The following is an 11,775-nucleotide window of genomic DNA, read 5'->3' as shown; positions in this document are numbered from 1 at the left end:
ATCCACCTGGTTCAAGGTGGTTCTGACCGGAACGTGTGGTTTGTGTGTCAGGAGCGTCTGGGCGGTGACCAGTCGGTGAAACCGTCGCCGTCGTCCTTGATGACCGGGATCTGCCTGGTCTGATCCGGATCATAAGGCTGCTCGTATTGCGGTTCCGAGTAGTGCGATTCCGCGTACTGGGGTTCTTCATGCCGCGGCGGGTAAGGCTGCTCATCAGGATCGGAGGGTCCGTCCGCCGCGACGGCCGGCTTCGACCTGCCGCCGGAACCGAGCAGGAGCCAGATACCAACCGCGAGAAGGAAGACACCGATGATGCCGATGACAATCGGGATCCAGCGGCCCCACAGCGTGATCGGATCGCTCAGGCTCTTCGCGTCCGAAGCCAGTGCTTCCTGGGTTTGCTGGTCGTACGAGAACACCACATCGAGGGCGGTGAGGCGGTAGTCGAGCATCTCCTTCGGCGAATCGTCGCTGACGTTCAGCTTGTATGACTGCCGAATGTGTTGCTGCTCATTGAGAATGGTGCCGCTGGCCGGGTCGACGTAAAGGTCGCGGGTGCTGGACTGCATCAGTGAGGCCGGCAACTTGTCATTGTTGCGATAGCCGGGGAATCCGCCGTACCACCCCGAGGTCTGATCGAGGGACGTGTTCGGCATTTGCTGGTCGTTGGCGTCGACCAGGGTGCTGAGATCGACCTCGGGAACCTCCTGGGTGAAGTGGAGGGTCTTCACCCCGTGGATCTCGGTCGAGTCATCGACGTAGGTCAGCGGATTGGTGGTTCGTGTCGTCAGGTCGAAGTACTGGTACTTGTCACTCTTCTCGACATCGAACGGGAAGCGGTACTGCAGGCCGGTGCGATCGGGAAGGCTGACGCTGTTGTCGCTGGCGTCGACCTTGACCTCGGATTGACCGCCACCGGAGATCTGCGGCTGCGCGGTCTCCCGATTGGTGGTGACCAGATCGCGCGTCGCGGTGAGCAGCGAGGTCATGCAGGCGCCCTTGCCACCCACGGCCGACGGGGTGACCGTCTTGTCGCCGCTGGTGTACGAGTCGATCCGGATCGAGTTGCCGGCCTGGAACGTAGCGATGTCGGCGTCGGCGGGGTCGACCACGATCACGCGCTGCTGCTGCGTCAGGCGGGCATCGGAGACCTCGGCCCGAGGCTGGTTGACCGAACAACTGTTGAAGATCTTCGCCGGCTGGTCGTCACTTCCGGACACCCCCTGTTGGGGCTGGCTCACCGCGACACTGGTGAGGTCGAGGTCCATCGGGGTCTTCTTCAGCGTGTCCGTGAAGTAGAGCGGCAGGGCAATGGCTGAGACGAGCAACAATGTCCCGAAGAAGATCGCGACCGGACCGGCGAGGTCCTTTGCTGACATCCGTGGCGCAGGAGCCATCCGGCAGTTCTCCTTGAGGTCTGAGCGGCAACGCTTAGGGCAAAGGCGAGACTAACAGTCCTACCCATTGCCTTTCGCGTCTCGACGCCGCTTTCGCCAGGTGCGCCGGGTACGTTTGGGCTCATCATGAGCTCTACGCCACCGGTCGCCGGTTTCAATCGGGCACTCGAAGGCATGCGTGCCTGTGCCGCCGTCGGTGTCATGGTCACGCACGTCGCGTTCCAGACCGGATCGGTGGACGGCAGCTGGTTGGGCGCGGTGTGGGGCCGCTTCGACATGGCGGTGGCCCTGTTTTTTGCGCTGTCGGGCTATCTGCTCTGGCGCCCGCACTCCGAGGCGGCCCGGGACCCGCACCGCAAGGTGCCCGGAACCTGGCGGTACCTGCGACATCGCGTGGTCCGGATCTGGCCGGCCTATGTGGTGGTCGTGGTGGTGGTCCTGAGCCTGCTGCCCGATGCGCGGCCCGCCAGTTTCACCGTCTGGATCGCCAACCTCACGCTCACCCAGATCTACGTGCCGTTGACCCTGACCGCCGGCCTCACCCAGATGTGGAGCCTGTCGGTGGAGGTCAGCTTCTATCTGGCGCTGCCGCTGATCGCCTGGCTGATGCTGCGCCTGCGCGGACCGGCGGCGCGGTGGCGGATCCCGGTGCTGGTGACCACGGGCGTCATCAGCCTGGGCTGGGCCTGGGTCGCCGATGCGTTGCCACTGGAGGCGGGCGTCGAGGCCAAGAACTGGCTGCCCGGACATCTGCCCTGGTTCCTGTGCGGGCTCGTCCTCGCGGAATTGGGGACTGCCGAGGCGGGTGCGGCCGGTATGCGAGGGCGTATCGCGCGCCTCGGACGTCGCCGCCTGTTGCTGGCAGCCATCGCAGTGGTCGCGTTTGCGCTCTCCTGCACCGAACTCGCCGGACCGACCGGTCTGGCGCCGCTCGAGCCCTGGCAGTTCGCCATCAAGATGGTGCTGGGCGTGATCATCGGTTTTGCGCTGATCGCCCCGTTGACCCTGAATCCCGGCCGAAGCCATCGATTCCTGGATTCGGCACCGATGCAGGCACTCGGCCGGTGGTCGTACTCCATCTTCCTCTGGCATCTGGTGGTGCTCGCCTGGGTCTTTCCCCTGGCCGGAATCGTTCCGTTCTCGGGGTCGATGTTGGTGGTGTTCTTGCTGACCCTGCTGTTGACCATTGGGGTGTCGGCGGCCAGCTACGCCTGGATCGAGGAACCGACCCGACACTGGCTGCGCAACAGCGAGGCTCGCGCGGCCCTATCCGTGGCGCCTAGAGACAGGGCGCCGGGAGACCAGTCGAACCAGCCACCGCGGCACGTCGATCGCGAGCCACGCGGCGAGTACGACCGCCAGCAGAGCCGGTAGCTGTACCCACCAGTCCCAGCCGGTGTAGCCCAGCGACGACCGCCACGGGCCGGACGCGAGCCCGAAGGTCGCCAGCAACATCATGATCGCGACCAGCGCGGCACCGAACTGGTGATGCCGGGTGCGGCGTGCCAGCAGTGAAACGGCGGTCACCGCGCCGGCCACCACGGCCGAGATGATCAGTCCGACCGGTCCGGTGAGCAGGTAGACGGCGCCGGCGAGCAACACCGGTGCCACGACGCCGGCCCGGATCGGTTGCGCCACGGCCCAGGTCGTCGCGGGCGTGCGACGAGTCGGTACCAACGTGGCGATGAATAGGAGCACGACCAGCGCCAGGCCGATCCCGATGGACCATCGGTACGGCTGATCGAGTGGATATGTCAGGTGTATCGCACCCGAGTACCCGGCCGGGATGATCCAGCCCTGCTGCCAGCCGTTCACGGTCAGCGGTGACAGCTCGGTGTCGCCCGCGCGTGCCTCCCAGCCGGTGTTGACGCTCTCGGGCACGATCAGCACCCGGTCTGCGGCCGCGGCGGTCACCTCGACGCGACGGTCGGTCGCATCCCACCGGGTGACGTCGGTGGGCTGCGGGACGGCCCGCGGGATCTGCGCATTGGTTGCGGTCAGGGTCACCGCCGCCACCGAGAAGGCATCCCCGGGGTTGACGGCCAGTTCCTGTTCTCCGGCCGGGAGTGCGAGCGGTGCCGAGCCGCAGGGTGTCGCCGCGATGGGCGCACCGGACCGGAGTGCACCCGCGGTGGTCTTCAGCGAGAAGCGCTCCGTGCCACCGGAAATGGTGAGTCCGGGCCCACTCGAGCAATCGACCTCGATCGGCCGGTCCGGGTCGGCCGGAGGGATGTCGGAGCCGAGGACCTCGACCTCTGCGATGCCGGTCGGGGCGAGGTCGGCGAACCCGAGGCTGTTGGCGTCGAGGATCTCGGCCTTCTCCAGAACCGTGATCGCGATCGACGAGGTCTGAAGTGGATCGAGCCGGATGACGCCGTCGTCGCCGACCTCGCGCACCTGCCGTCCGTTGCCGAGGTCGACGCCGACCAGCAGCGGATCGGCGGGGAACTGTCGCGGTGGCACGGTGATCTTCAGCCCGCTGACGGTCTGCGGTGTCGGCAGGTGCAGGGAAAGGGTGGGGCGGGCTTCGCCGGGCTCCGAGATGCGGGCGATCCAGCTGGTCCCTGGATCTCCGTCAACAGCGGCCATCGGCGCACCGCGCGGATCGGCGATGGCCGAGTCGCCCGTCGCGGTGATCTCGGTGGGGTCGGAGAGCAAGCGGGTCAACGCTTCTGACGGTCGGGCCGTCACCGTCACCGCCGGGTTGACCGACACCGCGGACGGCACCGACAACACCCGGCCGAATGTCCCGGGTTCTTCGGTGGGCAGGCTCAGGGCATCGGAGCAGAGCGTCACGTCGCCGTCGGGTACACAGGCCGCGCGGCCGGGTAGTTCGGGGCCCAGGCTCCACTGCGAGACCTGTTGACCGGCAACAAGTTCCGGTAGCACCACCCGATGGCGGACCGGAATGACCCGGTCGGCTGCGGCATCACGCAGCTCGACTTCGGAGATCACGAATTGATTTCCGGCGGTGTGGTTTTCGGTTTCGATGGCGCGGATCTGTATCCACCGGGTCGGCCCGCTCGGTGGGACAACCCTGGTTGCGGTCCCGGGTGAGACCCCGGACGCGACGGTGCTGCCGGCCTCGGTGGTGATCAGCAACGTCGAGACGCCGGGGCCGAGGGCGGTGCCCAGTGTGATGTCGAGGGCGAGTCGCGATCGGGGCGCTGTGAAGTCGAGTTGCAGCCATTGTCCGACCGCGGAGTCGAGGCCGCGGCTGACCCAGCTGGTGTTCGGGCTTCCGTCGAAGGCGGCCGCGGGTGCGCTGCCGGGGGAGGTCTGCCCCAATTGTGTTGCATCGGAAGCTGATCCGGAGGTGCTGACCGATACCTGGTCGGGCTGTTCATCGAGCAGCCATTGGCCCTGCACCAGGGGCTGGCCGTCGACCGGATAGTCGGCCACGGCGTTCTGTGTCAGGCGCGGATCGTCGGGGGTGCGGATGCCGGAGCTGTGGTCGTCGACGCGCCCGAAATCGACCTCACGGTTGGTGGGGCTGTCCGTCACCACCATCGGGGCCTCGGGCAGGCCGGCGTCCTGCGCATCGGACTGCAGGACGACCGGACCCAGCGGCGGCTCACCGGCGATGGCCGCGTTGTTCTGCAGCTGGGCAAGGGATTCGGGTCCACCGAAGACGCGTGGCATCTCTTCGAGCGGAACGGTTGCCGGCCGGGTCCCGTCGAAGCCGACCGTGGAGTCGACCTCGTAGATCGAGATCGCGGGCAGTTTCGGCCGCAGCCCACTGTCGGACACGATGTCGTCGTCGATGCTGGGCGCCCCCACCTCCGGCCCGAAGCCGGCAACCAGCGTCATACCCGGAGATCCGGCAATTGCGTTGCGCGCCAACACCGGACGAGTCGATCTGGAGGTGGAGGGATCGAGGTCGGCCCGGACCACCACGTAGGAGATCCCCTGCTGGGCCAGGGTGGCGGCCAGACCGGCCATCGGTCTGCCCTCGGAGATCGACCGTTGGACCGAATCCATCGCCCGGATCGCTCCCGGCGGGGTCAGGGGAATGGCGTCGCGGACGGCCCAGGGCTCCTCGGCGAGTACCTGCAGTGGCTCATCGCGGGTCAGCCCCCAAGTCTGGTTGGCAAAGGGTGACCCCGGAACCACCAGTGCGCGACGGTTTTCGTCCGCACCGTTGTCTTCGAGCCACTTCGCGGTGTCGCTCCAATACGAAGGGATGGCGCTATAGCTGCCCGGTGCTGCCATTGACCTGGTCCAGACCATCGAGCCGGCAGCGAGTAGTGCCACCAGCACCACCACCGCAGCGGCGACCGGCTTCGATCGCTCGGGGTGCGCGAATGCCTCTCGCGTGCCACGCCATCCGGCGATGTCCGGGGTCGGGACGCGGGCCAACAGGTGCGCGATGCCCAGCGTGAGCGGGATCCGGATCAGCGGTTCCCATTTGTGGACGTTGCGCAGTGGGGCACCGGCGCCGTCGAGGAAGACCCGAACCGATTCGCCGATGGGGGATCCCAGCTGTCCGGGGTAGCCGAGGCAGATGAGGAGCAGACCGATGATCAGGATGACGGTCAGGCGCCCGCGCGCGGGCATCGCCCGCATCGCGAGTCCGGTCAGGCCGGCGGCGGCCAGGATGCCCGTGGCCACGACCGCGGCGGGCTGGGTGACGAGCCCGGCGCCGGCGACTCGTTCCGGGGAGACGAAAGGCGTCCACGAGCTCGTGCCGCGCAGGACCTCGGTCAGTGACACCCATTCCGTTGTCACGCGCGAGGATTCGATGAAGTCGAGGAACGGGGGACTGACCTGAGACAGGATGAGCAGCGGGACGATCCACCAGAGGCATGCCATCACAGCACCGAGCAGCCACCACACCCCGAACCGCCACCAGCGGGCGGCATGCCCCCGCAGCGGTGTGTGCATCAGCCACCAGATGATGGCCACCGATGCCGCGGCCACGGTTGCCACCGCGTTGACCGCACCCATCAGGGCGAGCGCGCAGGCGGATTCAAACGCCAGGCGGCGTGGGGTTTTGGTTGCAGCCACGTGACCCAGGGCCATCACCACCGGGGCCAGGACCCACGGTGCCAACATCACCGGCAGTGTCTCGGACGAGATCGAGCCGATGGTTGTCAGGACCCGGGGGCTGGCGACGAAGACCAGCGCCGCGAAGATCCGGGACCACCGCGAGCCGACCCCGAGGGCATCGGCGAGCCGCACGAACCCCACGAACCCGACCCACAGCAGCATTGCCCACCAGAGTCGCTGGGTGATCCACGCCGGCAGCGACAACAGATCGCCGAGCGCGAAGAATGCGCCGTGGGGAAAGAAGTATCCGTAGGCCTGGTTCTGCACCTGCCCGAGCGGTGCGACGGACGACCACAGATGTGCCGCCCGGCCGAGGAATCCGATCGGATCCCCGGTGAGGTCGAGCTTGGTGTCAGCCGATATCAGGCCGGGAGACTGGAGGAACGACGCGAACAGCGCCACGAGAGCTGCATACAGCAGACCTCTTTTGGTCAGTTTGTGACTCCGGCGTTGTCGCGGGTGCCGTAATCGACAGTCCCCTGGACGAAACCGTCGTCTGCATTGAAGCTGTTCACATTCGTGGCCGGCGAGTCTTCGGACGCGAGCACGCCACCGAGGAAGACAGCAGCAATGGCAAATACAACGCCCAGGACTCCGGCGACTGCGCCCGCAATCAGGCGGTTGTTGGTCATGGGTGCGAAGTTACCATCCGGGCCTTCGACTTACGCATGGCGCGTGCATCTTCATTCTTACGTGCGCATCCGGCCGGCACCACGAGCACCGGACGGTGGCAGTGCTTGAGGACATGCTCGGACACACTGCTGTGCAGAAGTGCCCGCAGTCCGGACGAGCCGCTGGTGGCGGTGACCAGGATGTCGACTTCCAAGGTGTCGGCAGCATCGACGAGCGCTGCCCATACCGTCGAGTCGACCTCGGCGAGGCGGCCCTCGGCGTCCAGTCCGGCGGCGATGGCGCGCTGGACCCCCTGGGTGTTGCGGTCGCGGGCCTCGTCGTGAAGGGCGTCGTCGATGCCTTGATCGACCACTGAGTGCAGAACGGGCTGCATTCCGCCCGACAGGGCTGAGAGTCGCGCGCTCTGGTGGACACCGGTCTCCCAGGCTGTCACCACAAACGCTTTGTGGGACTTCAGGAATCTCCCGGCGTAGTCGATCGCCCGATCGGCGTTCTCGCTGCCGTCGTAGGCGATCATGATGGTGTCTTGTCGGGTGTCCCCCGGCTTACCGATCGTGTGCTGACCGGACATGGTTGCCTCCTGTGCAGGTCCTCGCTGTCGAGGATACCCGTCGAATGTAATGGACATCACATCCAGACGCCGTGCAAGACTCGTTTCATGTTTGCCGAACACCGGTCTCGCCGTGCCCTGGCCGCCTTGACGATCACCATCGCGTCGGTGGTGGCCGCCTGCAGCGGGGCCGGCGACGAGCCCGAGGTGCTCTTGAGCGCACCGGATTCCGGGGTGCGCTCGCCCGCTTCGACGGCGACGTCCGCGGAGCCGTCGGGGACACCGATGGTGACCCCGACGTCCTGTGGCGCCACCGAGCTCGAGTCGATGTCGTTGCGGCGCAAGCTTGCCCAGCTCTTGGTGGTCGGGGTGACCGGTACGGCCGATGCGCTCGATGTGGTCGAGACCGAGCAGATCGGCGGGATCTTCGTCGGCAGCTGGACCGACCTGTCGATCCTCTCCGACGGTGGTGTCAAGTCGGTGCAGTCCGCGGCGAAGACTCCCGTGATGGTCACCGTGGACCAGGAGGGTGGCCGGGTGTCGCGGTTATCGCCGCTCGGTATCGACAGCCCCTCGGCCCGGGAGCTGGTGCAGTCGGGGCAGACCCCCGAGGAGGTGCGCGCGCTGGCGAAGTCGCAGGGACTGCAGATGAAGGAACTCGGTGTCACGGTCGACTTCGCACCGGTGGCCGATGTCAGCGACGAGCCGGCCGACGACGTCATCGGCGACCGCTCGTTCAGCGACGATCCGCAGACGGTGGCCATCTACGCCGAGGCGTACGCCCAGGGATTGACCGATGCGGGCATCATGCCGGTGTTCAAGCACTTCCCCGGCCACGGCCACGGCTCGGGGGATTCCCACACCGGCAACGTCGCGACGCCGCCGCTGTCGGAGCTGCAGACCAACGACCTGGTGCCCTACCGCACATTGGTCGGGCCCGGCGTCGGTGTCATGGTCGGTCACCTCATCGTCCCGGGGCTGACCGAGCCGGACACCCCGGCCAGCATCAGCCCGGCAGCGATGTCGTTGCTGCGCGGCGGCACGGGCTACGCCGCCCCGCCGTTCGACGGTCCGATCTTCACCGATGACCTGTCGGGGATGGCGGCTATCTCGGCGCGGTACGGCATCGAGAAGGCGGCCACGATGGCGTTGTCCGCCGGTGCCGATATCGCGCTGTGGCTCTCGACGAACGACGTTCCCGCGGTCCTGGATACGCTGACCGCTGCGGTAGAAAATGGTGAGCTCCCGGCCGACCAGGTCGATGCCTCGGTGGTTCGGGTGCTGCGCGCCAAGAATGTCCTCGACTGCTGAAGCGGGTTCGGACGGTGGGTCCGCCAGAACTTACCGGCTGGTAATATGACCGCGATCTGAAGTTTACCGAGGGAAGTTGGTGTCGTGGCCGGAGGAACGAAGCGTCTGCCGCGCGCCGTCCGCGAGCAGCAGATGCTCGATGCCGCGGTACATGTGTTCGCCGCGAACGGTTTTCGCGAGACCTCGATGGACGCGATCGCCGCCGAGGCGAGTATCAGCAAACCGATGCTCTACCTCTATTACGGATCGAAGGACGAACTCTTCGGCGCCTGCATCAACCGTGAGGGTGGCCGGTTCATCGAGGCCATGAGCGCCGGATTCGACCCCAACCTCAAGCAACGCGATCAGGCTCGCACGGTCATCTACGACTTCCTCTATTACGTCCACAACAACCGGGAGTCGTGGCGGGTGCTCTATCGCCTCGCCACCGGACAGGCCAAGTTCGTCGGCCTGGTCGACGCCAGCCGGGCCCGGCTGATCGAGATGGTCGCCGACCTGCTGCGTCGCGGCACGACCGTCCCGCATCCCAGCGACACCGATTTCGAACTGATGGCAGTTGCACTCGTCGGTGCGGGTGAAGCCGTGGCCGACCGGATTGCCGAAGGCGACATCGACCTCGACTCCGCCGCCGACCTCATGGTCTCAATGGGCTGGCGCGGCCTCGCCGGAGACCGCCCCTAACCCAGAATGTGTCCTTTTGGCGGTGCCCACCTGGGCTTCGGGCTGTAGCAGCGACAAAACGCGAGCGCTTTGGTGCGGTCGTTGCGACGGACCTGCGCCTAGCACATACCGACCTCGGGGCGCTCGGTAGTCGCGATCAACTCGTGCTCGAATACGGCTGGGCGAAGTGTTTTTTCGTCGCGCGCGGCGGGCATGAAGTCGATCAGTCCCGATGCGTAGCCTCTGCAGAACCTTGTATTCGACATCACATTTTATGTCAACACCTTGTCGATATGATGTCGACATGACGTCCACAAAAGGTGGGCGTGACTCTTCTCGACTCCCTAGGGGGCTTGCGATATGTTCCTTGCTCTGCGTGAGCTGTGGTTTGCGCGCAACCGATTCCTCTTGATGGGCGCAGTGGTCGCCTTGATTTCGATCCTGATGGTGATCCTGTCAGGACTCTCGTCCGGCCTGGTCAGCGACGGTGTCTCTGCGCTCCAGAAGACGCCGGTCCACGCGTTCGCCTTCGCTCCGGACACCAAGTCCGACTCCGCCTTCTCCCGCTCGGTTGTCACCGAGGAGCAGGCGCAGACATGGCGCACGCAACCCGACGTCGAAGCGGCCGAACTCTTCGGCAACATGATCGTCAATGCGAAAACGGGCAACGGCACGGCCGTCGACCTCACGCTCTTCGGTATCGAACCGGGATCGTTCCTCGAACCGGTCCCCGCCGTGGGAACCGCACTTCGCGGTGGGAACGACATCATCGTCAGCTCCACCTTTCGCGACGAGGGGGTCAGCCTCGGCGATACCGTCATCCTCGACCAACTCGGTACTGAGCTGACAGTCGTCGGATTCACCAGCGACAAGCGCACTTTCGGACACGTCAATGTCGCCTACCTTCCGTTGCGCACCTGGCAGGAGGTGCACGCCGGCGCCAAGGTCGGCGAAACCCCGACCGCCAGTGCGTATTCCGAAGCCAGCGTGGTCGCTATTCGTGGTATGAACGACGTGGTTCCGAATCTCTCTTCAGGCGATACCGCGGCCGGGACATCGGCAAAGACTCTCGAGGATTCCTTCGGCTCGTCGCCCGGATACTCCGCCGAGACGATGACGATGTCGATGATCAAGGCATTCCTGTATGCGATTTCGGCGCTTGTCGTCGGCGCGTTCTTCAGCATCTGGACCGTGCAGCGCAGCCGTGAACTCGCTGTCATGCGCGCGATGGGAGCATCCACCGGATTCCTGTTGCGCGACGGATTGGTTCAGGCGCTCGTAGTGCTCCTCGGATCCACCGTCGTCGGCGTCTTGATCGGACTCGGTCTCGGCTCGGGACTCGAAGGCAGCGGTATGCCGTTTGCGCTCGAATCCGGACCCATCATCAACGGCGCAATCCTGCTCGTCGTACTGGGCCTGATCGGCGCGGCCTTTGCCATCGTCCGCATCACTCGTGTCAATCCACTCACCGCGCTGGGAGAAAACCGATGAGCACCATTGCAACGGCCACGACAGGGCTCGCGCTCACCTCGGTCAGCCTCCGATTCGGCGACGGTGACTCCACCATCCTCGCGCTGGACGACGTCAATTTGGAGGTGCCGCGCGGCGAGATCGTCGCGATCGTCGGTCCGTCCGGCGCCGGTAAGTCGAGCCTGCTCGCCGTCGCCGGTGGCCTGTCCCGTCCGTCGAGCGGTTCGGTGTCCATCGACGGCCTCGACGTCACGGATATGCCTAACCGCGCACTGGCGAAGTTGCGACGCGACAAGGTCGGCTTCGTCTTTCAGTCCGGCAATCTCATTCCGGCATTGACAGCACGTGACCAACTGCGACTCGTTTCCAAAATCACTGGACGGCCAGGTCGCGACGTCGACGAACTCCTCGACTCGGTCGGAATGAGTCACCGAAGCAACCGGCGGCCCGGACAACTTTCCGGTGGTGAACGCCAGCGCGTCGGTATCGCCCGGGCACTGACGAGTAGTCCTTCGCTGCTTCTTGTCGACGAGCCGACCGCAGCACTCGACCGTAAGCGAAGCCATGAGGTCGTCGAACTGTTGGCACGCGAAACCCACGAGGCGGGCGTCGCTACGATTATGGTGACCCACGACCACGATGTGCTCATACACTGTGACCGCGTCCTCGAAATGGTTGACGGGCAACTGCATCAGCACGAGTAAG

The 11,775-nt window shown here is 65.8% G+C and carries 9 protein-coding genes; 5 read left to right on the top strand and 4 right to left on the bottom strand.

Going from position 1 to position 11,775, the window contains the following annotated elements:
- Positions 1 to 47: 47 nt before the first annotated feature.
- Positions 48 to 1,397 carry a DUF3068 domain-containing protein gene (locus tag H290_RS0107980; protein WP_081631518.1) on the bottom strand — a complete coding sequence of 450 codons (1,350 nt, stop codon included), beginning with the start codon at positions 1,395 to 1,397 and terminating at the stop codon, positions 48 to 50.
- Between the two features lie 126 nt (positions 1,398 to 1,523).
- Here H290_RS0107980 and H290_RS30595 point away from each other — a divergent pair, with 126 nt between their 5' ends.
- Positions 1,524 to 2,771: an acyltransferase gene (locus tag H290_RS30595; RefSeq protein WP_155976746.1), complete on the top strand. Its 1,248-nt coding sequence runs from the start codon at positions 1,524 to 1,526 to the stop codon at positions 2,769 to 2,771.
- Here H290_RS30595 and H290_RS28080 read toward each other — a convergent pair.
- The 3 genes from H290_RS28080 to H290_RS28075 are packed head-to-tail and all read right to left on the bottom strand — an operon-like array spanning position 2,664 to position 7,650.
- Positions 2,664 to 6,848 (bottom strand): alpha-(1->3)-arabinofuranosyltransferase, encoded by a 4,185-nt coding sequence (locus H290_RS28080; RefSeq protein ID WP_020106262.1) that lies wholly within the window; start codon positions 6,846 to 6,848, stop codon positions 2,664 to 2,666. The two genes, H290_RS30595 and H290_RS28080, sit on opposite strands and share 108 nt — an antisense overlap.
- Positions 6,849 to 6,877: 29 nt before the next feature.
- The gene (locus tag H290_RS0107965) at positions 6,878 to 7,078 is read right to left on the bottom strand and encodes a DUF2613 domain-containing protein (RefSeq protein WP_020106261.1); all 201 of its coding nucleotides are present in this window, start codon (positions 7,076 to 7,078) and stop codon (positions 6,878 to 6,880) included.
- Positions 7,075 to 7,650, bottom strand: coding sequence for a universal stress protein (locus tag H290_RS28075; RefSeq protein WP_020106260.1), 576 nt, complete (start codon positions 7,648 to 7,650; stop codon positions 7,075 to 7,077). The genes H290_RS0107965 and H290_RS28075 overlap by 4 nt, the downstream gene beginning before the upstream one ends.
- Positions 7,651 to 7,737: 87 nt before the next feature.
- Between H290_RS28075 and H290_RS0107950 the strand changes: the two genes are divergently transcribed.
- The 4 genes from H290_RS0107950 (at position 7,738) to H290_RS0107930 (ending at position 11,774) form a co-directional block, all read left to right on the top strand.
- Positions 7,738 to 8,940: a glycoside hydrolase family 3 N-terminal domain-containing protein gene (locus H290_RS0107950; protein ID WP_081631517.1), complete on the top strand. Its 1,203-nt coding sequence runs from the start codon at positions 7,738 to 7,740 to the stop codon at positions 8,938 to 8,940.
- Positions 8,941 to 9,024: 84 nt separating this feature from the next.
- Positions 9,025 to 9,621: a TetR/AcrR family transcriptional regulator gene (locus H290_RS0107945; protein ID WP_020106257.1), complete on the top strand. Its 597-nt coding sequence runs from the start codon at positions 9,025 to 9,027 to the stop codon at positions 9,619 to 9,621.
- Positions 9,622 to 9,960: 339 nt separating this feature from the next.
- Positions 9,961 to 11,091 carry an ABC transporter permease gene (locus tag H290_RS0107935; RefSeq protein ID WP_020106255.1) on the top strand — a complete coding sequence of 377 codons (1,131 nt, stop codon included), beginning with the start codon at positions 9,961 to 9,963 and terminating at the stop codon, positions 11,089 to 11,091.
- Positions 11,088 to 11,774 (top strand): ABC transporter ATP-binding protein, encoded by a 687-nt coding sequence (locus tag H290_RS0107930; RefSeq protein WP_020106254.1) that lies wholly within the window; start codon positions 11,088 to 11,090, stop codon positions 11,772 to 11,774. Before H290_RS0107935 ends, H290_RS0107930 begins: the two co-directional genes overlap by 4 nt.
- The last annotated feature ends 1 nt before the right edge of the window (position 11,775 follow it).

Source organism: Nocardia sp. 348MFTsu5.1 (assembly GCF_000383535.1).
In the GTDB taxonomy this organism is placed as follows: Bacteria; Actinomycetota; Actinomycetes; order Mycobacteriales; family Mycobacteriaceae; genus Williamsia; species Williamsia faeni.
The sequence above is the reverse complement of the archived record's forward strand: the minus strand, read 5'-3'. Positions and strand labels throughout refer to the sequence as shown.

Bases quoted from the DNA above. Each gene is read 5' to 3' on its own strand.
- H290_RS28075 (WP_020106260.1), bottom strand. From the start codon at position 7,650: ATGTCCGGTCAGCACACGATCGGTAAGCCGGGGGACACCCGACAAGAC.
- H290_RS0107950 (WP_081631517.1), top strand. From the start codon at position 7,738: ATGTTTGCCGAACACCGGTCTCGCCGTGCCCTGGCCGCCTTGACGATC.
- H290_RS0107935 (WP_020106255.1), top strand. From the start codon at position 9,961: ATGTTCCTTGCTCTGCGTGAGCTGTGGTTTGCGCGCAACCGATTCCTC.
- H290_RS0107930 (WP_020106254.1), top strand. From the start codon at position 11,088: ATGAGCACCATTGCAACGGCCACGACAGGGCTCGCGCTCACCTCGGTC.
- H290_RS0107965 (WP_020106261.1), bottom strand. From the start codon at position 7,078: ATGACCAACAACCGCCTGATTGCGGGCGCAGTCGCCGGAGTCCTGGGC.
- H290_RS30595 (WP_155976746.1), top strand. From the start codon at position 1,524: ATGAGCTCTACGCCACCGGTCGCCGGTTTCAATCGGGCACTCGAAGGC.
- H290_RS0107980 (WP_081631518.1), bottom strand. From the start codon at position 1,397: ATGGCTCCTGCGCCACGGATGTCAGCAAAGGACCTCGCCGGTCCGGTC.